Raw genomic sequence first — 24,081 nt, forward strand, 5'->3', positions numbered from 1 at the left:
GATTAAGTCGGCTCAATGAATTCTGTACTTCAACAACAAACCAAAGTTCATTGTTTATAAAACCAAATCTTTCGATTTAATTTAATGTTCACAATTACATTGATATAATATTTGGTCATTATATCTCTGCAAGTGCTCACACAGATTGCTTGAATAAATTATTAAAGAGCATTGACCTTGACGTCTTTCGTCGTAGTCAGGCTGCGTATTCTACGCAAACCTATTTCGAAGTCAAGCACATATTTGTACTTCATTTCAGGAGGTTAAAAAGTAACTTTCGATACTGAACAAACACCTTTACTTAGCGGCTGTTGCCGTGTCAGTGAGCTCGAATTATAGAGAACTAGCGATTTCAGGCAAGTACTTTCTGGTATTGATGATAAAAAAGTACAAAACATTAAAAATACGTTCTGAAACCCCTCTTAATGTACAAATATCAATCTAACCTCGTTATATTCATCATATACGTACTGTATCTTAGCCTCTTTATATAAAGGCAATTATGATTAGCATGCTAGTTGAAGGTAAGCTGAATTATGTTGAGAGGGAATTCGCCGAAAGCAAACTTTGGTACTCATTTAAATATTGCTGACTCATGTGCAGATAATTAAATTCATACGTGGCACGCTCATAAGAAAAAATGGTTTTAATTTGGCTTTGACTCTGAATAAGACTTTCTGAAATGGCTATTTGTAATGCTAATGAATCTTTAGGTGGCACAATCCAACCTCCCTTACCATGTCCGAGCATATGTGGCATCCCGCCGACATTAGTAACAACACAAGGAACTCTAGCCAACATAGCTTCGAGTAAAGCGATAGGAGTCCCCTCTGTAATAGAAGGCATTACAAAAACATCAAAGTGATTAAAATAACTAGATAGTGATTCTACAAAACCAAATAATAAAACATGTTCATTTAAATCCAATTGGTTTATTTTTTTTCGCAATCGATACTCTTCACTTCCCGCACCAAATATAACGAGCACAGTATTAGGATCATTTTCAATTAGCTGAGGTAAGGCATCAATAAGGGTATCAAAACTTTTTTCCACAGCAAGACGACCGACGGCCATTAATCGTGTGGTTTTATTGTGAAGAAAAGTCACCAAACGTTCTTCAATTGCACATTTTGGCACATAGCCACCTATGCCATTCTCAATCACCGTATATTGGTTTACTTCTAACCCTTGGATACTCGCTAGACTAGTCATATGCTGGCTAACAAGAAAAACTCGATTTAACTGCTTTAATGAATACTTATCCAAATATTGATAAAGAGCCATTTTACTAAACTTAGGTGCTGAAACATAACCATGTACAGTGGCACAAAAACATTTTGAACGATTTCGTTTCGGCATTAAGCCAAACAGTATGTTGAATTTATAACCGTGAGAGTGCACAACATCAAAATCATGTTCCTCTGCAAAGTCTTTTATATAACGACTAATACACAAAGATTCAAGTTTAGTTACTCGAATAGAATTTACTGCAATGCCAGATTGACGACAAATAATTTCAAACTCTTTGTCTTCTTGTCCTTTATAGCCAACACTAAGTAAGGTCACTTCATGTCCTAATACCTTTAGACCTAACATCAATTCAATTAAGACTCTTTCAGCACCATAAAAACCACCACTTTCTATCACGTGTAAAATTTTCATTACCATAATATCCTTATCATTAGCTTACACTGCGCCCTGTCCTTTTTTTAATACTGCTTAACTGTAATACTTTGTGCAAATATGTAGCGCTGACTGTTTGCCAGTCATACTCAGAAAAAAGTTGATGTAATATGAGCGGAGTCTCACGAGTATGATAACTGTGTAACCATTTTTTAAATAAGCTATCCGCTCGAATTTTTGGCTGCTGATTATCCATCACCCAAGTTGATATACTGCCGATAACCGGTGTTTTATTTTCTTCAATAAAACATCTCACGAGTCGACGGCTTGATTCATACTTACGCAGACGAATACTATCGGTATTGATAATTTCATATCGCTTATTTAGCACCTTATGAGTTGATACATTTAAGTATTGAAAATGATCTACCTCAGGGGTCATGTCCCTATCATCCTTAATCATCTCATTCGAATTATTAGCGCTGCTATATTCATACCCGGCTAACATTAATTCACCTTCTAACCATGCCGAAGTTGCACTGTATAATTTTGTATCGCCCCGATAGCCAGCAACATGACAACCGATGACTTGCGATAACTGATCTTTATAGTCATTTAAATCTTCTATGATTTTACGCTGATTAAAATGTTGTGTATCCGGTGGACTATAATGTCGATAAGCAAGCTCATGTCCCTGATCTGCTATTTTCTTTAACATCAAAGGGAAATGGCTAATTGTCCAACCATAAACAAAAAATGTAGCCGTTACATGATGGTCATGTAGCAGCAATAAAATTTTATCAACCGCGAATTCAATTCTTGGGGAGAGCTGTCCCCAATCATTTTCTTTGATACTGTATTGAAAAGCTGGGGCTTGAAAATAATCTTCCACATTAATAGTCAGTGCATTAGTAATTGTCATAACAACCCACTCATCGATGGTCTATTATAATAAAGAATAGAATAGACCATCACATCGTGCTATCAGGGATTAACGTTATATTCACTCAGCATCGACGTATATTTTATGTAGCAAGCCAAATATTGATTTATCTAATGCTAATAAAGACTTAATTTATATGCCAATAGTGCTATGATTTATTGCTAATGACCTAACTCTCTTTATTAAAAGGTGCTGCTCATGGAATACAATACTTCTGAACTATGCGACATTTATGCAGATATGATTGATGTTGTGGAACCGATGTTTATGAACTTTGGTGGTAAGACATCATTCGGTGGAAAAGTAACTACGATCAAATGTTTTGAAAGTTTAGGTTTGATCGCTGAAACGGTACAGCAACCAGGCTTAGGTAAAGTATTACTTATTGATGGCGGTGGTTCACTAAGAAGAGCATTAATTGATTCTGACATTGCACAAATGGCATTTGAGAACGAATGGGAAGGCATTATTGTTTACGGCAGTATTCGAGAAGTTGATCAGTTAGATGACATTAATATTGGTATTCAGAGTCTGGCTTCTATTCCTGTTGGTGCTGACGATAATCGCACAGGCGAAGTCGATGTAGCTGTAAACTTTGGTGGCGTCACATTTTTACCTGATGATCATGTCTATGCAGACAGTACAGGCATTATATTATCCGCCGATGCACTTGATATCGAATAAAAACATAGAAACAGAGGTATATGTTTTTTCAACCATACCTCTGAATCAAATTATGCTTCTTCTTCTAACTCTTCTAGTTCTTGAACTTCATCCATTCTGCCTAGCAAAGAACGTAAACGATCTTGCCACACATCTTGTTGGCCTTTAAGTTCAGAATTATTTGCTAATAGTTGGTTATTTTCTTCTTTTAGCTCTTCTAATTCCATTTGTAAAAGGGAAATGGTATCAACTGCTGTTTGGACTTTACTTTCTAATTTATCTAATACGTCAAAATTCATTTTGTCACCCATAATTTAAGAATTCAATATTGTGCTGAGAGGGCTTATCCCTTAGCTAGAAGAATACAACGCTAGTCAACCGACAACAAGTCTTATTAGTTAATTTATGATGCCCTCAAGCAGAATTAAGTTTTTGTTTGTGAGCACTGACATTTATACATCAAATTGTTTGATTCATCGCTAATGAAGGCATTTCTGAATCAGGTCTACCAACAACTTTAGCCGGAACACCCGCCACTGTAGTATGTTCGGGTACGGGGTCGAGGACTACGCTACCGGCGCCAACTTTCGCCCCTCGGCCGACTTCAATATTACCCAATACTTTAGCGCCAGCACCAATCATCACCCCCGCTCTAATTTTGGGATGACGATCACCGCTCTCTTTACCAGTACCACCAAGTGTCACACTTTGTAAAATAGATACATCGTCTTCGACAACGGCTGTTTCACCAATAACAATACCAGTAGCGTGATCGAGCATGATTCCTCGACCAATTCTCGCAGCAGGATGAATGTCGACGGCAAATACCACGGAGATTTGATTTTGCAAATAAATAGCTAATGCTTGACGTTTTTGATTCCACAACCAATGCGCAATACGATAAGACTGCAATGCGAGAAAACCTTTCAAATATAATAGTGGGGTCGAGAAGTATTCTACTGCCGGATCACGCTCTTGTACTGCGCATAAATCGGCAGCAACCGCATGTAAGATATCCGGTTCTGATTTTAACGCCTCTTCAATCACTTCACGTAATAAAATAGCAGGCATTGTCGCACTACCGAGTTTATTAGCTAATTGAAAACTTAAGGAGCATTTTAAACTATCGTGATTAAGTATTGTTGAATGGAAGAAGCTAGCTAGCATCGGTTCCTGTTCAACCAACAATTTAGCTTCTTCTTTAATTTTAAGCCAAGACATTGAAAGTTTATCTTCCATGTTCATTCCTTTACAACATTTAGAGTTCACGTTTGTATTAATCATTTTTCGTCTTTACAATTGAGATTGGATCTTGATGAATAAGCACTTCCGTATTCGCAAATTCACGGAGTAAATTAGTTTCTACATTATCAGCTATAGCATGAGATTGGAACAACGTCAGGTGGTCATCAAGTTCAATATGTAATTGAATAAAACGCATATAGCCTGATTGTCGGGTCCGTAACTCATGCAAACCGAGTACATTTTCCGTATTCGCAACAATAGTCGTTATTTTGGCAATATCTTCAGCTGGTAACTCATGATCAAGTAGCGTCTGAACTGACTCCATACCAATCTCATACGCACTGTATAATATGTAACAAGATATCAAAATAGTCGCTAATCCATCAACCCAATAAAAGCCATACGCAGATAAACTAAGCGCAATAAGCACGGCAGCATTAAGCCATAAATCTGATTTATAATGGAGTGAATCAGCTTTAATCGCCACACTACTGGTTTTCGCCACTACATATGTTTGATAACGAATTAATATAAACGTCACCAGTAACGCAAAAATAGAGACTGCGATACCTAGTTCTGAGCGTACAATTGGTTGCGGATCTAATAGCGCGCTAACGCCATGTAACATCAATAAAATAGATGAGCCAACAATAAATGCAGATTGTACTAACCCAGCTAAAGATTCCGCTTTACCATGTCCAAAGCGATGCGCCTCATCAGCAGGCTCTAACGCATATCTAATAGCGAATAAATTAATAATGGATGCACCAATATCTAAAAACGAATCCGTCAGGGATGCCAGTATCGATGATGATCCCGTGGCGAACCACACGAATAATTTACTACATAATAAGATCGCAGCCGTTGCGACCGACGCATAACTCGCACGTTTAACTAATTTTTCATGTTTCGAATTTATCACAGGTTTACCTTTTACATTATCTTGCGTTTATTATAAACGCGGGCAACAGAAAAACAACGTGAAGTTATTCACCTTAAACAAACGCTAAATCAAAGAAAACAGACGAAATAAAAACATTCTGTGGTTATTTTAGGATAGCGAGGACATATAGTTATAAATAAGTCTTTTATACTAGCTCGTTAATCTAAAATAAGAGTTATAAATACTGTGTAATTAACTCAGTTATCATAAATAAAGCAATAACCTACTTCGGCGTAATCTGCGGCCATTTAATTTTAAATAGCATTGTTTATTACCCTATTTTAGTTAAACTGACTAGGCATCATCAATTCTTTGTTGTGCCGCAATCAAAATGTAAAACAAGGTAAATCTTCGAATTATTTACTGCTTAACCCAGTATCCTAATACCACAAGAACAATTAACAGAGTACCTTATATGACTAAATTATTATTAATTGATGACGATAAAGAGCTAGCTGAATTACTTGCAGAGTTTCTTAGCCTCGAAGATTTCGATGTTGATATGGTACACGATGGTGAAGCCGGCTTAGCCGCAATCAGAAGCAATCAATATGATATGGTACTTTTAGATGTCATGATGCCCAAGCTAAACGGCTTTGAAGTATTAAAAAAACTGCGTGTTGACAACAGTACTCCGGTATTAATGTTGACAGCGAAAGGCGATGAGATCGACCGCGTGCTTGGCTTAGAAATGGGAGCAGATGATTATTTACCAAAACCATTCAGTGACCGTGAACTATTAGCACGCATTAAAGCGGTACTACGTCGAATCGAACCTGTCACGACGACAAAAAATACAGAACTATTAACCCATTTAGATATTGTAATAAATAGCCGTACGCAAGAGGCCTGGTGCCAGAGTATCTTACTTGATTTAACCAGCACCGAATTAATGCTATTAGAAGCGCTTATTTCTTCTCCAGGTATTATTTTAACCAAAGCCGATTTAAGCGAACAAGTATTAGGTAAAAAGTTAACGCCATTCGATCGCAGTATTGATATGCATTTAAGTAACTTACGTAAAAAATTACCAGAAAGAACAGATGAAAAAATGCGTATTCGCACATTACGTGGCCGTGGTTATATGTGGTTAGACACCTAACCTGCTCTCCTCGACGTTTTTTATTACTCTTGAAATAAGGTTGTTCACACGTGCTTAGTAGCAAATTAAATCATTTATTCGTTAAAATTTTCGTCTGGTTTTGGTGCATGCTACTACTCGTGGTTGCGGTAGTCATTGCGCTACCGACTCTCGATAGCCGAGTAATGAGACAACTAGATCCACGTTCAGTCAATATCTTAAACAGTATTGCCCATAATATTGCGACATCTGCAGAACGCTATCCAAGTGTCCCCCTACAAGTACTCATCACGCCTAAAGAAGCACAAACCAAACACTTCTATTTAGCTGCTGCTAATGGCGATATCGTTTCTAGTACAAAAGCCTCTAAAGCTATTCGTCGTTTTATTTTACAAAGCGAAGAGTCGCTTTCACCAAAGGTAAAGCAATATAAAAACTGGCTAATGACGGGCCCCATTTCGGTGACATTACGTGGAGAGCAATTCCAATTATATGCCGCACAGCAATTACCTGCAGAGCATAACATTTGGTTAATTAATGTATTAGACAGACCATTTCTATTACTCTTTATTACTATGCTGGTCAGTATGCCATTATGTGCATCACTCGCATGGCATATTTCTAACCCATTACAAAAACTGAAAAAAACCGCATCTGATATCACCGACGGTAATTTAGATGCCGTGGTACCAGCGACACAAAGACAAGATGAAATAGGCGAGTTAGCACGAAGTTTACGTACCATGATGCTCTCAATTCGCGAACATATCTCACTCCAACATCGTCTCCTGAGCGATATATCTCATGAGTTAAGATCACCGTTAACACGATTGAAAATGTCGGTGGCATTATCTAAACGCCGTTATGGTGAAACCAAAGAAATTCTGCGTATTGATAATGAATCTGAGCGCCTAGAGGAAATGATTGCAGCGCTATTAAATTTATCAAAAATGCAATTAAATGCCACCACCAAAGAATCTTTTAATCTTGATTCCTTGCTACAACCTATTTGTGATGATGCTATTTTCGAAGCTGAACAACTCGAAAAAATATTTAGTCACCAAATAATTCCTGATGTAGACATTAAAGGTTTCCCCGCGCTGCTGGGGAGTGCGGTCGAAAATGTCATCCGTAACGCACTACGTTATGCTTCAAAACAGGTTAACTTAGCTATTATAAGTGACACAGACAAAATAACCTTTGTGATCACAGATGATGGCCCAGGTGTACCTGAAGATGAGGTTGAGCAAATATTTAAGCCTTTCTATCGCGTATCACAAGCGCGCGATCGTGAATCAGGTGGTGCAGGTCTTGGATTAGCGATTACCGAAAATGCCATTAGACAACATCACGGTGAGATAGTGGCAAGTAATAGAGACACTCACGGTTTACAAATATCTATTACTATACCAATCAGTTAATCACTGTATTCATAACGGAATAAATACAGAAGAGCAGTGTTATGGCTGCTCTTCTGTTATTTCTTCAGTCGTAATCTTAGGACGTAATGGATCTTTGGTATCTAACTCTGGGAACATCTTTTCTATTTGTCGGCGCTGCTCCACCCGTGCTTTTTTCTGCTCATATATTTCTGTATCCAGATCTTCAAAGAACATATTAATCAAAATATTTAAGCTAAAAGGTATCGCACTTAATATAATTAAGCCTGTCACGATCAAAGTACTACGCTTTTTCATCACTTTTACCATTAGGTTGTTAAATTTGCTATTCTACGCAAAGTACCTACGTTATATAACCCTGAACTGAGACTTTATTATGTTACAAGTAGCACTATTTGAACCTGAGATCCCACCAAATACAGGTAATATCATTCGCCTTTGTGCCAACTCTGGTTTCAAATTGCATTTAATCGAACCACTTGGTTTTGAATGGGATGATAAAAGGGTAAAACGTGCGGGGCTAGATTACCACGAATTTGCAGACGTAAAACGCCATGCAAACTATCAAGCATTTCTAGATTGCATTGGCGATGCACGCATTTTTGCCTGTACCACCAAAGGTACTAAATACCATCACCAAGCTGAATATCAAGCTGGTGATGTGTTATTATTTGGCCCTGAAACACGCGGCTTACCGCCAGAGGTACTCGATACATTACCTCAAGAGCAGAAATTAAGAATCCCAATGCTACCAGAAAGCCGTAGTATGAACTTATCAAATGCAGTGTCAGTGTTTATTTATGAAAGCTGGCGTCAATTGGACTTTGCAGGTTCAAAATAATATTTAACAGCAATATTTAAAAACAATAAAAAAAGGGTGACAGAACATAGTTATGCCACCCTTTTAACCGTCTTATTTAGACCTGCTATTTAGCTAAATTGGCCGCATGAAAACGCATATGTTTTTCAATAAATGTGGCGATAAAATAGTAACTATGATCATAACCATCATGCATTTCTAGCATGAGAGGATAACCTTTCTTTGCCGCCGCAGCAGTTAACATATTCGGTTTAAGTTGCTCATCTAAAAATGAGTCATCTTTACCTTGTTCAACCATTGCAGGTACAAACTTATCGGCTTTAGCCATCAATAGACTGGCATCGTACTGTTGCCACGTTGCTTTATCTTTACCTAAATAATTTTGTAGCGCTTTTTGACCCCAAGGGCAATTGATAGGATTACTAATCGGGCTAAATGCCGTCACTGAACGGTAACGCTCAGGATTACGTAATGCCATCACTAATGCGCCGTGTCCACCCATAGAGTGACCACTGATCACGCGCTCTTGAGTAACAGGGAAGTTAGCTTCAATTAATGCAGGTAATTCATTAAGCACATAGTCATACATTTGATAATTTGTATTCCATGGCGCTTGTGTTGCATTCACATAGAATCCAGCACCCAAACCAAAATCATACGTTTGGTCAGCATCGTCTGGCACACCTTCACCACGCGGACTAGTATCAGGTGCCACGATAGCAATACCCAGTTCTGCAGCAATACGCTGAGCACCGGCTTTTTGCATAAAGTTCTCATCAGTACATGTAAGGCCAGACAACCAATACATCACCGGTACTTTACGCATACTTGACGCTTGCGGTGGTAAATACACAGCAAAACGCATCTGACAGTTCAGTACACTCGACGCATGATTATATTGATGCTGCCAACCGCCAAACATTTTATTACTACTAACAACTTCTATAGACATGACAAACCTTTACTAATCATTCCGTTACTTTATTTTTTTATTAAAGATAAAGTAACGAAATATATTTTAATTACTTATCGAAATGGATAACGCTGCGGATACTTTCACCACGATGCATCAGATCAAATGCTTCATTAATATCTTCAAGGCCCATAGTATGGGTAATGAAATCACTTAATGCGAATTCACCTTTTAGGTAACGTTCAACGTAATCAGGTAGCTCTGTACGACCTTTAACACCGCCGAATGCACTGCCACGCCATACACGACCAGTTACTAGTTGGAATGGACGCGTAGAGATCTCTTGACCTGCACCGGCAACACCAATGACAACTGATTCACCCCAACCTTTATGACAACATTCTAATGCCGAACGCATTAAGTTAACGTTACCAATACATTCGAATGAGTAATCTACACCACCGTCAGTTAGCTCAACGATAACGTCTTGAATTGGTCGGTCATAATCTTTTGGATTGATGAAATCTGTTGCGCCTAATTTTTTCGCTAGTTCAAATTTGCTTTCGTTAATGTCGATAGCAATAATACGACTCGCTTTCGCCATCGTTGCGCCGATAACAGCAGAAAGACCAATACCGCCTAGACCGAAGATAGCAACCGTGGCGCCTTCTTCAACTTTAGCCGTATTCATTACTGCGCCCATACCCGTTGTAACACCACAACCAAGTAGGCATACTTCTTCAAGCGGCGCTTCTTTGTTCACTTTCGCTAACGAGATCTCAGGTAATACCGTGTACTCAGAGAATGTTGAACAACCCATGTAATGGAAGATTGGCTGACCGTCTTTGTAGAAACGTGTTGTGCCATCAGGCATTAGGCCTTGGCCTTGGGTTTCACGGATCTGTTGACAAAGGTTGGTTTTACCAGACTTACAGAATTTACATTCACCACATTCTGGTGTGTATAAAGGAATAACGTGATCGCCAACTTGAACACTGGTAACGCCTTCGCCGATTTGCTCAACGATACCACCACCTTCGTGACCAAGAATTACTGGGAAGATACCTTCTGGATCATCACCCGATAATGTAAATGCATCGGTATGACATACGCCTGAAGCGATAACCTTAACCAACACTTCACCTTTTCTTGGTAACATTACATCCACTTCTTCGATTGATAGTGGCTGATTTGGACCCCAAGCAATAGCTGCTTTAGATTTAATAAATTTGTCAGTCATGTTCATCTCCATTGGGATAAAATTAATATCATCGGTAGTGCTAATCTCTGCATTCCGACTAGTCATACTGTATGGCGCTTATTATATTCAATTACTAGATAATGATAATACCCTTGAAACACAAATTACTTTTACTCAGGTGTAATAATAAGGCTAGATAAAAGAAATACAGTGACAACTCCAGCACTACTCTTTAAGAATAACGAAGAAAGTATCCCTAATAGCTAAATCTCTTCAGTATAGTCGACTCACCTTGTTACGCGATCCGCTTTTGCAGAGAAGGCCATAACAACCAAGCCAGTGATAAACCACGAGCTAACATGAACGTATTCATCGCTAGCCATAAAGCATGATTACCTAAGCCGCTGCTAATAATATAGGTGGGCAGGAAGATGCAAATAACACTAAACAACATGCTATTACGCATATCTTTAGCACGAGTTGCACCAATAAATACCCCATCAAATACAAAACACCACACTGCAGTAAAAGGTAATAGCACTAACCAAGGTAAATATTCAACGGCAATAGTGTTCACAGCTTCAATATCCGTGATCATACTCACCATCCCTTCGCCGAACATAAAAAAAACAGCTGAAAACATTAGAGAAAATACGCCAGCCCAGATCAGGGATGCGAAAACAGATTGACGGTAAGCAATTGTATTTTTAGCTCCTATCGCTTTACCAACCATCGCCTCGACGGCATAAGCAACACCATCAAGGGCAAAAGAAATAAACATCAAGAAATTGAGTAATACCGCATTCGCGGCAATATATTCATCACCGAGACTCGCACTTTTAAAGGTCATAAAAGCAAACGTCAGCTGCAAGCACAGTGAACGAATAAAGATATCGCGGTTTAATGACAGTAACCCCAACAATTTACTCGATTCGAATAAGCTTTGAATAATTTCAGTCTTACTCGGTAATGAAAATTTATCCAGTTGTTTTAATACTAATAATAAGCCAAACAACAACGCCGCATACTCGGCAATCACAGAGGCAGCAGCAGCGCCTTCAACGCCCCATTCGAAATACACCACGAACAAAATATCTAACACAATATTAAATACATTGGCGATAATCAGTAATAGCATCGGCGCTTTCATATTCTGCAGACCAATCAGCCAACCTAATATGGCAAAATTAAATAATGCGGCAGGAATACCCCACATACGTATAGACAAGTAAGCTTGCGCGTTCAGCTGCACATTGTCACTGGCTTCCGTCAACATGAACGCCAACTCAACAATATAGTTTTTACCTAGCAGTAATAAGATTGATAAGACGAAAGCGATTAAAAAGGCGTGGGCAAGGGTCATTAATATAACGGGATTATCTTGCTTACCAAATGCTTGAGCTGTTAGCCCTGTGGTCGACATGCGTAAGAAATTACACATAGACACAATTAACATCACCACAGTTGAACCAAGCGCAACACCACCGAGGTACCAAGCTTGATCAAGATGGCCGATCACTATGCTATCAACTAAACCTAATAGTGGGATACTGATGTTTGATAAGATCATTGGCAGCGCCAATGCGATGATATTTCGATGTACCGAGGTGGGAACGGATAGCCACATAGACGAATTCAACTTTATAGGGAAAACAAAAGATGCCCGAGTCTATCTAACTTCAATTATGAAAAAAAGTAATACCTCTTCAAGCATTAAAACAATTCGATCTCACCTTCATCCATCGAACCGGAACTAATTGTCTTGTTTTGCGCTTGTAGCGATTGCTGCTTTAACTGTTCCGCAGCAGCTTTAAGCTTATCAATAAAAGTATCTTGTTCGACATGTTCCTCTGCAGATAACAACTCACTACACGCCAGTAATACTTGCTTTACATTCTCCGCTTGCAGCACGTTATGCTCCGATAACTGGCTAATAATATCTTCAACTTGCAGACTTCTAACCGAATCGTTTACACAGGCTTTAGTATCTACCGATAAACTCATGAGGTTATCTAAGTTCATCTCTAAACTTTGTTCTAATTGCGCAAATTTAACTAACTCTTGATGTAATCTTGCTTGTGTCTGTGATGACTTTTCAGCATTATCTTTAGCTAATGATTCAACCATATTTTTCGCTTCCTCAAACGTGGCCATCGCTTGTGTCACCTGCCCTCTTATTTCATCATTAAATTTATTTGAGGTATCAGATAATAAGCGCACTTCTTGCGCGACCACAGCAAAACCACGCCCCATATCCCCTGCTCGCGCCGCTTCAATCGCAGCGTTCAACGAAAGTAAGTTAGTTTGACTGGCTATTTTCTTGGCATTATCAACCAGCTCATTAATATTAAGCATCTGACTTTCCATTACTGCGATCTTATTCACCGCGTCATTACTTTGCGTGGTGATTTCCACCATTAGATCTGAGCAGTTATTTAAAAATTGATGTGTTGATGCAATAAATATTTTTAAATCGATAGCATCTGGATCGCCACACTCCTCACCAGTCAAAGCCAACGCTTTATCTTTGGAAATACTGAGTAATACTTTATGTAACGATGCAGACTGCTCTGCAGACATGCGTAGCAACTGATAAAAAGCACTATTTAACGTAGTAAATGACTCGCTATTAATATGCTGGGTTTTATTTAAATCATTCTTTAATTCATCAATATGTGGCGGGATCTCTTGCTGTAGCATATCGACCAACATTGCTTTAGTCTCCATCGACATGCTATTTTCAACTTGCAGCTCTAACGGTTTTTTCACTGCAGAAAATACCGCTATTAACACCAACATTAATGTCACTACAATAGCACCAGCAGCAAGCCATTCTTGCAACAGCAACATCAGCAATAGTGGTAATAACGCAGCGCCTTGGTATAAATTAAATCGTGTCATAAGCAGTCCTTTTTACTTTAGCTGTGTTCTTCTGCACTAATGTAGCTAGCTTAGGCGCAATGAGCGGCAAGCTTAATATATCCATAGCAGCACCTAGCCTGACTGCTGCACCCGGCATACCCCAAACAACGGATGAAGCCTCATCTTGGGCGATTGTTAAAGCGCCTGCTTCACGCATAGCCAATAACCCTTCAGCACCATCTTTACCCATGCCCGTCAGCATTACACCAATGGCTTTATCACCATAGTTCTTAGCGACAGATCCAAGTAACACATCAACAGACGGCTTGTGCCTATTTATCGCGGGCCCATCAAATAATTGGCAAGTATAACGTAGCCCTGACCGCTGCACTTTTAAATGGCAATCGCCCGGTGCAATGTACACATGATTCTGTTTTATGACTTCTTCACTCGTTACTTCAATCACAGTTAAGCGGCAATTATCGTTGAGGCGTTTTGCGAATGCCCCACTAAAATGTTTGGGTATATGCTGAGCAATAACAATAGGTGGGAAAGGCGGCACTAAGGGGGTTAATAATTCCCTTAATGCTTCGGTTCCCCCCGTGGATGCACCAATAGCAATTAGCCTATCTTCTTGCACTTCTTGGCTGGTAAGTAACGCGGTCACTGGCTCTCGCATGACGCGTAAATTTGCACTGCAGGCTAATTTAACTTTAGTACAGAGTTCATCACCAAAATGTCCCAATGATTGCCTGCTGTTATCAGTGGGTTTGGCAATAAAATCAAATGCGCCTAACTCCAGCGCTTTCAATGTCACTGGCGCACCTTGGGACGTCAGCGTTGATACCATGACAACTGGCATAGGACGTAGTCGCATTAAATTATCTAAAAAAGATAAACCATTCATACCCGGCATTTCAACATCAAGCGTTAACACATCAGGATGTAATTTTTTTATTTTGTCGCGCGCATCAAAAGGGTCAATCGCGCTACCGACGACATCAATAACCGAGTCTAAGCTGAGTAATGTGGTTAATATTTTGCGCATTAATGCAGAGTCGTCGACAACAAGCACTTTTATTTTCTGCATAAAATGATCCCTATAGCGCCATCGACATAATGGCAAATTTAGCGTTGATAAATAGTCTGACCGACCAGCTTAAACTTGGTGTTAAAACTTTGTAGACTTTCAGAGTGGCCAATAAAAAGATAGCCACCCGGTTTGAGTTGCGAGTAAAATCGTTGCACCAACTTTCGCTTTGTTTCATCATCAAAATAAATTAAAACATTACGACAGAAAATCGCATCAAACTGTCCCTTCATCGGCCATCGAGACAATAAATTCAGCTGCTTAAATGCAATGAGCTGCTTAATTTTATCATCCATACTATAGCGATGCTGAAGATTCATATCTGAGCAATACTGCGTGCGATAATTCATTGGAATCCCCATCAGTTCATCATAAATACCCTGATGAGCACGCCATAAAACCTCACTATCTAAATCAGTAGCCAGTATTTTAGCGTCCCAATCAGGAAGTTGACCCTCCACACTCATGGCAATTGAATAAGGTTCTTGCCCAGTGGAGCACCCCGCTGACCATATCCGCAATTTTTTATCTTGGTTGTGATGTTTAAAATCGGCTAATGCCACGTTGTGTAAAAAATCAAAATGATATTCTTCACGAAAAAATGCCGTAAGATTGGTCGTTATCGCATTAATAAACGCACTCAGTTCACCAGCATAGCTATCTTGTAATAACTGGCAATAAGCAGCAAACCCATTTAATTTAAGATAACGGATCCTTTTCATGACTCGGCCATAAAGCATATCGCGCTTGGATTCATTGATCACAATACCTGATTCTCGAAAAGCCAGTTGCGATAGATATTGAAATTCAGCATCCTGCATAATCAGGTTAGTTGATGGATATTCGTTAATATCGCCACCTAATAGTGGTGTTGCTAGGCTAACCATTGGCAACCATTGGTGCCGGTGTATTATGCATATTCAGGGTTTCAATATTTTGAAATTGCTCTAAATCTAACAATAAACTTGAGCTTAATAACACCACCATTTTATCTTTGATTGATACCAGTCCGCGGATGACACTAGGACCATTATCAGGGCCTAATTGTGGCGGTAAATTAATATCACTGTGGGCAATAGTGTGCACATCTGAAACCGCATCAACAACTAACCCCATCACTTTTGATTTATCTTCGACTAAAACTTTGACGACAATCACCACCGTGATGGCACTATATTCAATGTTTTCTAAACCAAATTTCTGCCTTAAATCGACTATCGGCACTATAGTTCCGCGTAAATTAATAACGCCTTTCACATAAGCAGGCATATTGGGGATCTCGGTACAACTTTCCCAACCACGGATCTCTTGTACATCTAATATTTCCACACCATATTCTTCTTCTGCCATTATAAATGTCAAAAACTGGGTGGATTGTTCATCTATCTCGGTCAGCGTATTATTATCCATATATATTCAGTCCTATGTTAAGCGGCAACATGTGCACGCTGACCTTGATGTTGATAGCGTTCAGTTGTCACACGCTTGACAATATCAGCAATATCTAAAATTAACGCCACCGTGCCATTACCTAAAATGGTAGCGCCGGAGACACAACTTACCTTCATAAAATTTTCTTCTAAATTTTTTATCACTACCTGCTGTTGCGCCGCTAGATCATCCACTAATAAGCCATATTTATTATTGCCACTTTCAACAACCACTAATAATCCATCGGCAATACGTTTGAGACTCGTTTCATGATTCAATACTTGGTAAAGACGAATGATAGGGATGAACTCATCTCGCAGTTTAAATACCTCGGTATCATCAGCCAACTTAGTGACCATGCCATCTTTTAACTGCAACGATTCAATAATTGACATAATCGGTAAGATATAAGTTTTACTGCCAATTTTGACTAATTGGCCATCCATAATAGACAGGGTCAAAGGTAAACGGATCGAGAAACAACTGCCTGCGCCCGTCGTCGATTCAATTTTAATACCACCACCAAGTGATTCAATATTGCGCTTGACGACGTCCATACCAACACCGCGGCCAGAGATATCACTCACCGTTTCGACAGTTGAAAAACCAGGCGCGAAAATAAGTTCATCGATCTGATTATCACTGTAATGTAAGTCTTTATTGACAATACCTTTTTCAATCGCCTTTGCATGAATTTTGGATCGGTTTAAGCCTCGACCATCATCGCGAATTTCAACAATAATCTCACCACCTTGATGAAATGCGTTAATATCAAGGTAAGCAACATCACTTTTCCCCGCTAGCTTTCGTTCTTCAATCGTTTCAATACCATGATCTAAAGCGTTACGGACAAGATGCACAATCGGATCAGAGAGCTTTTCGAGCATGATTTTATCCAGTTCAGTTTCTTCTCCGTGCATCCTCAGTAATACATTTTTACCTAGCTGTTCACTTAAATCCCTGACCATTCTTGGAATACGATTAAAGGCGAATTGAATCGGCAACATTCTAATTTTCATGACGCTGTCTTGCATTTCTCGGGTATGTTGAGATAGCTGAGTAAGGCCTTTTTTTAATGCCGGCAATTTCTCTGCAGAAAAATTTTGCCCTAGTTCACCTAGCATCGCTTGCGTGATCACCAGTTCGCCAACCATATTGATTAACGCATCAACTTTATCGATTGATACCCGAATTGAATTTGTTTCTGCCGATTTCGTACTGGCTATTTTTTTCGTTACCACTGGAGAGACTATCGATTCAGACAAGGTTTCATCAGCGGCCTCACTTTCTGCTAGTTGAGGTAGCGTACTAGGGTGGGTGATGATAATTGTTGAATCATCTTCCACCCACTCAAATGCTTCTTTTATTTGCGCGTCACTCACCGAGCTGATTAATTCAAGCTCCCAACTCACATAGAGATCTTCAGGTAATAAATTTTGCCATAAAGGTATATTTTCAAGTTTAGGCGTCACCTTAAGCTCACCCATCTCTGCTAATTCAGCAAAGATTAAACGCGGCTCGTTACCTTGCTTTAAAATATCTTGACCAGGCGTAAAATTAATTAACCAATCACTATCATCGTGTTCATTAATCACTAACGAATTAGGTTGGACGGGCGTGCTATCACATGTCGATAACGCGTCCTGATTAACATCGAGTTGCAAGAATTGGTTATATTGCAGTTTGAGGCTTTCCGCCGCCTCAGGGATTGATTCCGAATCGTCAGCTAATAATTGGATCCACGCACTTAAACAATCCACGGTTTGTAAAAAAAGATTAATATGGTCATCGATAAGAGGAATTTTTTCTGCACGTAAATCATCAAGTAAGGTTTCAGCAACGTGCGTAAATTCGGTTAATTGACTAAACCCGAATGTACCAGCGCCGCCCTTAATGGAATGCGCTACGCGAAAAATGGTATTAATGACTTCGCTATCTACCGAGCCAGGATTTAACTTTAGCAGCTCAGCTTCCATCACCTCCAAGCCTTCGAGACACTCTTCAATAAACACTTGTTGGAATTGTTTAAGATCGATATCCATGCTTACCTCAATACTTTTTGTACGGTAGCAATGAGTTTTTCTGGATTAAAAGGTTTTACTATCCAGCCTGTTGCACCAGCAGATTTTCCTGCCATTTTCTTATCGGTGCCGGACTCAGTCGTTAACATTAGAATTGGCGTAAATTTATAAGCACTTTCATTACGTAATCGACTAATTAAGCTAATACCATCCATACGTGGCATATTAATATCTGAAATAATAAGGTCAAAGTGTCCAGTTTTTGCTTTTTCTAAACCATCAACACCATCGACGGCTGAATCAACCTCATAACCTGCCTGTTTTAAAGTAAACAGTACCATTTCACGAATGGATACCGAATCATCTACAGCTAATATTCGTTTCATTAGAGCGCCTCACATTGATGCGTAATTAAAGTCCGTTTCAAACCCTAACGCTTTCACCACCGCCATAAACTTATCCGACGGAGATAGAAACACGAGTGTTGTATTATGTATCGCTAGATGTTGAGCATAAGCATAAAAAAGCTGGCAAGAAGCACTGTCAATATGAGTCACATGACGCGCATCGAAACGTTGAGGTTCGGTATTGATAGATAACGAATCAAGTGTTTCCTTAAGTGTGGTGATCGCGGATATATCGATCTTTTCACCTAATTCCATGGTGATAGGGCTTTGTTCCATAAACTAATCCTGTATTTACGCAAACGTATCAGAAAATAAATTCGTTCATTCTTTTATAACTCATGTTGAGTATAGGAAAAGATTTTATAAATAAGCAGGCGATAGGGAGAACTGTGACCTGAGAACAGGATTTGAAATGCTTTTCTATAGGTTACAGACAAATAGTGAGGATATATGAATAAAAAGATAGATAGTCAATAATGGGATCATTAACTATCTACCCTCAACGCAATAGCATAAATAGAGTGTAATTACATCCAATCGGTATTACGAATAATACCTACGGCTACACCTTCAATATCAAAGCTTTGGAAATTTAAATCAACACGTATTGTGCTCATTTCATCATTTTCAGGATGCAATAATATTTCACTGCCTTGCTGCTCAAAGCGTTTTACCGTTACTTCATCATCGACACGAGCAACAACAACTTGGCCTTTACTAATGTTTTTGGTTTTATGTACAGCTAATAAATCGCCATCCATAATACCGATATTACGCATACTCTCACCACGAACCCGCAATAAAAAATCTGCATTAGGGGTGAACATCGATGGATCGACATTGTAGTGCGCTTCAATATGCTCTTGCGCTAAAATAGGCTCACCAGCGGCAACTTGGCCGATTAAGGGTAAACCACTCTCATTACTGGCTTCTTCGGCATTAACCAACAGGCGAATACCACGTGACGTGCCCGCTAAAATTTCAATATGACCTTTTCGTGCCAATGCTTTTAAATGTTCTTCAGCCGCATTCGGAGAACGAAAACCAAGTTCCTTCGCAATTTCAGCTCGGGTTGGTGGCATACCGGTATTTTTAATATGTTGCTTAACTAATTCAAGTACTTCTGCTTGTCTTTGTGTCAATGCTTTCATCATGTACCCTAACTGGTTTTATATACAGTTTCTTGTAATTATATACAGTAATATCAAGTTTGCAATATAAGCGGTAGGGATATCAGAATAATAATGAATTAATCGCTTGCAGGCGCTTAAACACAGATTTATAGGCACGCATCTGATATTATTGGAGTAAGCACTCTCGCATTTTAAACAACAGAATGACAACACCTATGCAACAAACACCATCAATGTTAAGTCGAAGTTTCGTTAATGGCTTAGTTAAATCTCAGTACGTACCAGATAATCCGGTTGATGCGCTAAAGTTAGATTTAACGCGTCCCATTGTTTACGCATTAAAAACTAAATCAATGACGGATCTCGTCGCATTACAACGCGCCTGTAAAGAACTAGGCTTACCAGATCCGCTCACACCAATAAAAGTGAACGGGGTCATCATTCCCAGCTATGTTTGCTTAGATAACCCTGCGCCACTGTTTGGCAAAGCCAGAGATACCGATGTATTCTTTGAAAAATTTCAACAGCTATTACGTTTACATAAAGACGATAAAGCCCTTGATATTCAATTGATGCCCGTAGCTCTATTTTGGGGCCGAGCACCAGGTAAAGAAGGTCAAGTACCACTACTATCACTAGCCAACAGTATTTCGCCAAGTCGTTTACGTAAAACATTAATTGTCGGGCTGAATCGCAAAGACAACTTAGTGCGTTTTAATAAACCGGTATCGTTGCGTTTCATGGCCGACCAGCACGGTAGCGACGAGAAATTAGCCCAAAAATTAATTCGTGTTGCCAAGATCCATTTCAGTCGCCAAAAATTGGCCGCATCTGGTCCTAAACTACCGAATCGCTACCAACTGTTTGAGCAACTATTACGTAATCCAGAAGTCAAAAAAGCCATCCAAGTTGAGATTGCGGAACATAATATTTCAGCTAAAAAAGCTGAAAAACGCGCCAACGATTATATCGATGAAATCGTCAGTGATTTTTCTTATAAATTAGTAAAAAACAGTAGTAATTTTCTGGGCTGGTTGTGGAATAAAATCTACAGCGGCATCAAAGTTAATAACGCCGAGCAAGTGCGTAAACTCGCTGCCGATGGCCATGAAATTGTCTTCATGCCTTGCCATCGCAGCCATATGGATTACTTGCTTATTTCTTATGTTATTTACAATGAAGGTTTGATCCCGCCACACATTGCCGCAGGTATTAATCTTAATTTCTTCCCTGCAGGACCGATGTTCCGTCGTGGTGGCGCGTTCTTCTTACGTCGTACATTTAAAGGTAACAAGCTTTACGCAACCATCTTTAGAGAATACTTAAGCTTATTATTCTCTAAAGGTTATTCGGTTGAGTTCTTTACTGAGGGTGGGCGTAGCCGTACAGGTCGTTTATTACCACCAAAGACGGGCATGCTTAACATGACGTTACAAGCGATGTTAAGAGAGCAAAATCGACCAATTACGCTAGTGCCTGTATACCTAGGTTACGATCATGTGATGGAAGTAAGCACCTATGTAAAAGAATTGTCTGGTGCCAATAAGAAAAAAGAAAGTGTATTCCAAGTATTTGGTATCGCTAAAAAGCTAAGAAATTACGGTCAAGCATTTGTGAATTTTGGTGAGCCGATTAACCTTAATCAGTATTTAAATAAACACGTTGAAAACTGGCGTGATGACATGAATATGCCAGTTGAAGAACAGCCGCAATGGTTACAGCAAACCACCCAAGACCTTGCCAACCAAGTGATGGTAAACATCAACAGTGCGGCAGCAGTTAACTCATTAACGATTTGTGCATTGATTCTACACGCGGCGCCACACAAGGCATTAAGCCGAGAAATTTTGGTCCAGCAAATTGATAGTTACTTAAAATTACTGCGTAATAACCCATACAGTGAATTCAGTACCTTGCCTGAAAACAGCGCAGAAGAAATTCTGGATCAGGCCATCGCACTGAAAAAATTCACCGTACGTGAAGATAGCTTAGGACAAATGCTATCTATGTCATACGAACAAGCCGTGTTATTAACTTTCTACCGTAATAATATTTTACACCTGTTTGCATTACCGTCTTTAATTGCAGCAATCGTGACAGAAAATCCAACAACGAGTGTCGCAGACATTAACGCTAAAGTGCGCCAACTTTACCCGTTAATTCAGGCTGAACTATTCTTGAAATACTCAGAAGATGAATTAAGTGATTGTATTACCGAGACGTTAGCAGAAATGCAACAACAAGGTCTAATTAACAATCACGATGATGTGGTAACCCCAGTGAATGAACGTCTCATGTCATTGAAGTTACTTGCTGCAAGCATTCAAGAAACATTGCAACGCTACGCAATTGTACTGACCGTATTAGAGCATGACCAAGTAATTGAAAGGGCTAATCTTGAAGATCGTAGTCAGCTAATTGCAGAGCGCCTATCATCACTAAACGGGGTTAGTGCGCCAGAGTTCTTTGATAAAAAAGTACTGACTATCTTTATTGATAAGCTGCAAGAACTACATTACCTATCCGATGCTGGTACCGCTAAAGCTGACAAAATTGGTCAGTTAGCTAATACAGTCAGAAGCTTAACCACACTAGAAGTAAAACAAACGATATCCGATGTGATGCTGAGTCAACAATCTAACGACTAGTATTAGTGTGCCAGAGGTCGGCTGATTAATATAAGCAGTTTACTTCTCGGCATTCGATATTGAAGATAATAAAAAGGAGCCGAGGCTCCTTTTTATTATTGTAGTACAGCCCTAATTCGGCGATAAAACACTTATAAATAGCTTAACTCTTTACTTATAAATAACTTAACACCAGGCTTACAAAGATAACCATACCAACATAATTATTATTCAAAAAAGCCTTAAAGCAAGATTCTCTATCACGATTAACAATCAAGGTCTGTTGATAAACAAATAACCCCGCAACAATCGTTAGACCAATAAAATACACGCTTGGTAATACCAATAACCAACCTAGTACCCCTAGACATAACAAGCACGATAGCTGTAATAATCCCACGATCAGTTTATCTTTTTCGGCAAACAAAATGGCCGTAGACTTAATGCCAATTTTTAAATCATCATCGCGGTCAACCATGGCATATAAGGTATCAAAAACGACTGTCCATAAGATATTAGCCAAAAATAATAACCATACATAACTCGGTACGGTATCTAATTGCGCTGCAAACCCCATCGGAATAGCCCAACCAAATGCCATGCCTAATACCACTTGAGGAAAATGAGTATAGCGCTTCATAAACGGATAACATGCGGCAAGGCCAACTGCCACAAACGATAACATGATCGTCAAGGTATTCATGGTCAGTACGAGTAGAAAGGCTAACAAAGTCAAAGCAAAGAAAAATGTTAATGCAGCACGACTCGATATGCGTCCAGCAGCCAGCGGTCTATTTTCAGTTCGCTTGACATGCCCATCAACACGGCGGTCGGCAAAGTCATTAATAACACAACCTGCCGAGCGCATTAAGATCACACCTAATACAAATACAACTAGCACATCTAATTTTGGTAATCCTTGCGCTGCGATCCATAATGCCCATAGCGTCGGCCACAATAATAACAAAGTGCCAATTGGCTTATCGATACGCGTAAGCTGGATATAATCTTGCATTTTTGCTGTCATGATAGACATATGTTCAACGTCCTTTTATTCTTTATATGCCGATGCATCAGGTAAAAAAACTTCCGATACCAGCAACGATTTGCCATTCAACAGAAAACATGATCGACGACCAAACAGCACTGTTTTCGGTGTTGAACTAAATAGCTGAGATAACGAATATACTTTACTCTGCGCATCAAACGCTGCGATTTCAATTTCACTACGCTGCATATCTGGCGCACTAAATAACACACTGCCTAATGAACGATTACCCAACTGATCAAGTTCACCACCTGGAGCTGTTAACATATTAAGCGGCATAACACTGCGTGCAAATACCCAAGGGGTACCATCGAGTTTCAACAGTACTTCACGTACGAAACCAAGGTCTTCAGCTAAATTTAATTTTGTTTTTTCATCATCGGATAATGCATAATTGCCTTCACTTAATATCTCAACGCTAAATTTCTGACAATATTGCTTCAGCCTTGCGGTTAAAGAACCGGTATCAACTAACCAATCATAAAGGTTCACAGATAAGCTATCCTCTAATATGCTCGGCCATAACCACTTAGCATCACAGCCAATCGGATAGTTCGGTAATGTCAGTTCACGCACCCGCGTATTATCTATATTATCAGGCATATTATAAATTACTTTTTTAACAACGAA

The 24,081-nt window shown here is 39.3% G+C and carries 24 protein-coding genes; 5 read left to right on the forward strand and 19 right to left on the reverse strand.

Annotated features, from left to right (window positions below; genetic code table 11):
• Window positions 1-534 precede the first annotated feature (534 nt).
• A complete protein-coding gene (locus tag CXF93_RS06010; RefSeq protein ID WP_101061538.1) occupies window positions 535-1,662 on the reverse strand; it encodes a glycosyltransferase in 1,128 nt (375 codons plus the stop codon).
• A 19-nt stretch (window positions 1,663-1,681) separates the two neighbouring features.
• Window positions 1,682-2,545 (reverse strand): polysaccharide deacetylase family protein, encoded by an 864-nt coding sequence (locus tag CXF93_RS06015; RefSeq protein WP_101061539.1) that lies wholly within the window; start codon window positions 2,543-2,545, stop codon window positions 1,682-1,684.
• Window positions 2,546-2,764: 219 nt separating this feature from the next.
• On the opposite strand from CXF93_RS06015, the gene rraA reads away from it, so the two are divergent.
• Window positions 2,765-3,250: a ribonuclease E activity regulator RraA gene (rraA, locus tag CXF93_RS06020; RefSeq protein ID WP_101061540.1), complete on the forward strand. Its 486-nt coding sequence runs from the start codon at window positions 2,765-2,767 to the stop codon at window positions 3,248-3,250.
• 50 nt (window positions 3,251-3,300) lie between these two features.
• Here rraA and zapB read toward each other — a convergent pair whose 3' ends face one another.
• The 3 genes from zapB to CXF93_RS06035 all read right to left on the reverse strand — a co-directional run bounded on the left by zapB (window position 3,301) and on the right by CXF93_RS06035 (window position 5,396).
• On the reverse strand, window positions 3,301-3,528 hold the full coding sequence (zapB, locus tag CXF93_RS06025; RefSeq protein ID WP_026006261.1) for a cell division protein ZapB: 228 nt from the start codon (window positions 3,526-3,528) through the stop codon (window positions 3,301-3,303).
• 160 nt (window positions 3,529-3,688) lie between these two features.
• Window positions 3,689-4,468: a serine O-acetyltransferase gene (gene cysE / locus CXF93_RS06030; protein ID WP_101061541.1), complete on the reverse strand. Its 780-nt coding sequence runs from the start codon at window positions 4,466-4,468 to the stop codon at window positions 3,689-3,691.
• Window positions 4,469-4,505: 37 nt separating this feature from the next.
• Window positions 4,506-5,396 (reverse strand): cation diffusion facilitator family transporter, encoded by an 891-nt coding sequence (locus CXF93_RS06035; RefSeq protein ID WP_101061542.1) that lies wholly within the window; start codon window positions 5,394-5,396, stop codon window positions 4,506-4,508.
• A 436-nt stretch (window positions 5,397-5,832) separates the two neighbouring features.
• Between CXF93_RS06035 and CXF93_RS06040 the strand changes: the two genes are divergently transcribed.
• Window positions 5,833-6,519 carry a response regulator gene (locus CXF93_RS06040; protein WP_101061543.1) on the forward strand — a complete coding sequence of 229 codons (687 nt, stop codon included), beginning with the start codon at window positions 5,833-5,835 and terminating at the stop codon, window positions 6,517-6,519.
• Between the two features lie 107 nt (window positions 6,520-6,626).
• Window positions 6,627-7,919 (forward strand): ATP-binding protein, encoded by a 1,293-nt coding sequence (locus CXF93_RS06045; RefSeq protein ID WP_232784124.1) that lies wholly within the window; start codon window positions 6,627-6,629, stop codon window positions 7,917-7,919.
• Window positions 7,920-7,958: 39 nt separating this feature from the next.
• Here CXF93_RS06045 and CXF93_RS06050 read toward each other — a convergent pair whose 3' ends face one another.
• Window positions 7,959-8,195, reverse strand: coding sequence for a hypothetical protein (locus tag CXF93_RS06050; protein ID WP_101061545.1), 237 nt, complete (start codon window positions 8,193-8,195; stop codon window positions 7,959-7,961).
• A gap of 79 nt (window positions 8,196-8,274) precedes the next feature.
• Between CXF93_RS06050 and trmL the strand changes: the two genes are divergently transcribed.
• Complete coding sequence (trmL, locus tag CXF93_RS06055) at window positions 8,275-8,739, forward strand: tRNA (uridine(34)/cytosine(34)/5-carboxymethylaminomethyluridine(34)-2'-O)-methyltransferase TrmL (protein WP_101061546.1); 465 nt, start codon at window positions 8,275-8,277, stop codon at window positions 8,737-8,739.
• A gap of 85 nt (window positions 8,740-8,824) precedes the next feature.
• On the opposite strand, the gene fghA is transcribed toward trmL, so the two are convergent.
• The 11 genes from fghA to lexA all read right to left on the reverse strand — a co-directional run bounded on the left by fghA (window position 8,825) and on the right by lexA (window position 19,794).
• On the reverse strand, window positions 8,825-9,670 hold the full coding sequence (fghA, locus tag CXF93_RS06060; RefSeq protein WP_101061547.1) for an S-formylglutathione hydrolase: 846 nt from the start codon (window positions 9,668-9,670) through the stop codon (window positions 8,825-8,827).
• Window positions 9,671-9,740: 70 nt separating this feature from the next.
• Window positions 9,741-10,871 carry an S-(hydroxymethyl)glutathione dehydrogenase/class III alcohol dehydrogenase gene (locus CXF93_RS06065; RefSeq protein WP_101061548.1) on the reverse strand — a complete coding sequence of 377 codons (1,131 nt, stop codon included), beginning with the start codon at window positions 10,869-10,871 and terminating at the stop codon, window positions 9,741-9,743.
• Between the two features lie 256 nt (window positions 10,872-11,127).
• Complete coding sequence (locus tag CXF93_RS06070; RefSeq protein WP_101061549.1) at window positions 11,128-12,459, reverse strand: MATE family efflux transporter; 1,332 nt, start codon at window positions 12,457-12,459, stop codon at window positions 11,128-11,130.
• 86 nt (window positions 12,460-12,545) lie between these two features.
• The gene (locus CXF93_RS06075) at window positions 12,546-13,733 is read right to left on the reverse strand and encodes a methyl-accepting chemotaxis protein (protein ID WP_101061550.1); all 1,188 of its coding nucleotides are present in this window, start codon (window positions 13,731-13,733) and stop codon (window positions 12,546-12,548) included.
• Window positions 13,720-14,784, reverse strand: coding sequence for a chemotaxis response regulator protein-glutamate methylesterase (locus CXF93_RS06080; RefSeq protein ID WP_101061551.1), 1,065 nt, complete (start codon window positions 14,782-14,784; stop codon window positions 13,720-13,722). Before CXF93_RS06080 ends, CXF93_RS06075 begins: the two co-directional genes overlap by 14 nt.
• A 38-nt stretch (window positions 14,785-14,822) precedes the next feature.
• On the reverse strand, window positions 14,823-15,671 hold the full coding sequence (locus tag CXF93_RS06085) for a protein-glutamate O-methyltransferase CheR (protein ID WP_101061552.1): 849 nt from the start codon (window positions 15,669-15,671) through the stop codon (window positions 14,823-14,825).
• Complete coding sequence (locus CXF93_RS06090) at window positions 15,664-16,194, reverse strand: chemotaxis protein CheW (RefSeq protein WP_101061553.1); 531 nt, start codon at window positions 16,192-16,194, stop codon at window positions 15,664-15,666. Before CXF93_RS06090 ends, CXF93_RS06085 begins: the two co-directional genes overlap by 8 nt.
• Before the next feature lie 17 nt (window positions 16,195-16,211).
• On the reverse strand, window positions 16,212-18,257 hold the full coding sequence (locus CXF93_RS06095) for a chemotaxis protein CheA (RefSeq protein WP_101061554.1): 2,046 nt from the start codon (window positions 18,255-18,257) through the stop codon (window positions 16,212-16,214).
• 2 nt (window positions 18,258-18,259) lie between these two features.
• Entirely contained in the window at window positions 18,260-18,622 is a 363-nt protein-coding gene (locus CXF93_RS06100; RefSeq protein ID WP_101061555.1) for a response regulator, read from the reverse strand.
• A gap of 9 nt (window positions 18,623-18,631) precedes the next feature.
• Window positions 18,632-18,919 (reverse strand): lipid asymmetry maintenance protein MlaB, encoded by a 288-nt coding sequence (locus CXF93_RS06105; protein ID WP_101061556.1) that lies wholly within the window; start codon window positions 18,917-18,919, stop codon window positions 18,632-18,634.
• Window positions 18,920-19,170: 251 nt separating this feature from the next.
• Window positions 19,171-19,794, reverse strand: coding sequence for a transcriptional repressor LexA (gene lexA / locus CXF93_RS06110; RefSeq protein WP_101061557.1), 624 nt, complete (start codon window positions 19,792-19,794; stop codon window positions 19,171-19,173).
• 197 nt (window positions 19,795-19,991) lie between these two features.
• Here lexA and plsB point away from each other — a divergent pair, with 197 nt between their 5' ends.
• Window positions 19,992-22,424: a glycerol-3-phosphate 1-O-acyltransferase PlsB gene (gene plsB, locus CXF93_RS06115; protein WP_232784125.1), complete on the forward strand. Its 2,433-nt coding sequence runs from the start codon at window positions 19,992-19,994 to the stop codon at window positions 22,422-22,424.
• Window positions 22,425-22,578: 154 nt separating this feature from the next.
• On the opposite strand, the gene ubiA is transcribed toward plsB, so the two are convergent.
• Window positions 22,579-23,439, reverse strand: a complete 861-nt coding sequence (gene ubiA / locus CXF93_RS06120) for a 4-hydroxybenzoate octaprenyltransferase (RefSeq protein ID WP_101061559.1) — start codon at window positions 23,437-23,439, stop codon at window positions 22,579-22,581.
• A gap of 15 nt (window positions 23,440-23,454) precedes the next feature.
• Window positions 23,455-24,054 (reverse strand): chorismate lyase, encoded by a 600-nt coding sequence (locus tag CXF93_RS06125; protein WP_101061687.1) that lies wholly within the window; start codon window positions 24,052-24,054, stop codon window positions 23,455-23,457.
• Between the last annotated feature and the right edge of the window lie 27 nt (window positions 24,055-24,081).

Origin of the sequence: Moritella sp. Urea-trap-13, assembly GCF_002836355.1 — a bacterium.
Classification (GTDB): Bacteria; Pseudomonadota; Gammaproteobacteria; order Enterobacterales; family Moritellaceae; genus Moritella.

Excerpts from the sequence above, each read along its gene's own strand:
- CXF93_RS06100 (WP_101061555.1), bottom strand. The coding sequence starts at position 18,622 with ATGAAACGAATATTAGCTGTAGATGATTCGGTATCCATTCGTGAAATG.
- trmL (WP_101061546.1), top strand. The coding sequence starts at position 8,275 with ATGTTACAAGTAGCACTATTTGAACCTGAGATCCCACCAAATACAGGT.
- CXF93_RS06105 (WP_101061556.1), bottom strand. The coding sequence starts at position 18,919 with ATGGAACAAAGCCCTATCACCATGGAATTAGGTGAAAAGATCGATATA.
- CXF93_RS06085 (WP_101061552.1), bottom strand. The coding sequence starts at position 15,671 with ATGGTTAGCCTAGCAACACCACTATTAGGTGGCGATATTAACGAATAT.
- lexA (WP_101061557.1), bottom strand. The coding sequence starts at position 19,794 with ATGAAAGCATTGACACAAAGACAAGCAGAAGTACTTGAATTAGTTAAG.
- fghA (WP_101061547.1), bottom strand. The coding sequence starts at position 9,670 with ATGTCTATAGAAGTTGTTAGTAGTAATAAAATGTTTGGCGGTTGGCAG.
- zapB (WP_026006261.1), bottom strand. The coding sequence starts at position 3,528 with ATGAATTTTGACGTATTAGATAAATTAGAAAGTAAAGTCCAAACAGCA.
- rraA (WP_101061540.1), top strand. The coding sequence starts at position 2,765 with ATGGAATACAATACTTCTGAACTATGCGACATTTATGCAGATATGATT.
- CXF93_RS06040 (WP_101061543.1), top strand. The coding sequence starts at position 5,833 with ATGACTAAATTATTATTAATTGATGACGATAAAGAGCTAGCTGAATTA.
- CXF93_RS06065 (WP_101061548.1), bottom strand. The coding sequence starts at position 10,871 with ATGACTGACAAATTTATTAAATCTAAAGCAGCTATTGCTTGGGGTCCA.
- CXF93_RS06050 (WP_101061545.1), bottom strand. The coding sequence starts at position 8,195 with ATGAAAAAGCGTAGTACTTTGATCGTGACAGGCTTAATTATATTAAGT.
- cysE (WP_101061541.1), bottom strand. The coding sequence starts at position 4,468 with ATGGAAGATAAACTTTCAATGTCTTGGCTTAAAATTAAAGAAGAAGCT.
- plsB (WP_232784125.1), top strand. The coding sequence starts at position 19,992 with ATGCAACAAACACCATCAATGTTAAGTCGAAGTTTCGTTAATGGCTTA.
- CXF93_RS06090 (WP_101061553.1), bottom strand. The coding sequence starts at position 16,194 with ATGGATAATAATACGCTGACCGAGATAGATGAACAATCCACCCAGTTT.
- CXF93_RS06010 (WP_101061538.1), bottom strand. The coding sequence starts at position 1,662 with ATGAAAATTTTACACGTGATAGAAAGTGGTGGTTTTTATGGTGCTGAA.
- CXF93_RS06125 (WP_101061687.1), bottom strand. The coding sequence starts at position 24,054 with ATGCCTGATAATATAGATAATACGCGGGTGCGTGAACTGACATTACCG.
- CXF93_RS06015 (WP_101061539.1), bottom strand. The coding sequence starts at position 2,545 with ATGACAATTACTAATGCACTGACTATTAATGTGGAAGATTATTTTCAA.
- CXF93_RS06080 (WP_101061551.1), bottom strand. The coding sequence starts at position 14,784 with ATGCAGAAAATAAAAGTGCTTGTTGTCGACGACTCTGCATTAATGCGC.
- ubiA (WP_101061559.1), bottom strand. The coding sequence starts at position 23,439 with ATGTCTATCATGACAGCAAAAATGCAAGATTATATCCAGCTTACGCGT.
- CXF93_RS06070 (WP_101061549.1), bottom strand. The coding sequence starts at position 12,459 with ATGTGGCTATCCGTTCCCACCTCGGTACATCGAAATATCATCGCATTG.
- CXF93_RS06045 (WP_232784124.1), top strand. The coding sequence starts at position 6,627 with ATGCTACTACTCGTGGTTGCGGTAGTCATTGCGCTACCGACTCTCGAT.
- CXF93_RS06095 (WP_101061554.1), bottom strand. The coding sequence starts at position 18,257 with ATGGATATCGATCTTAAACAATTCCAACAAGTGTTTATTGAAGAGTGT.
- CXF93_RS06075 (WP_101061550.1), bottom strand. The coding sequence starts at position 13,733 with ATGACACGATTTAATTTATACCAAGGCGCTGCGTTATTACCACTATTG.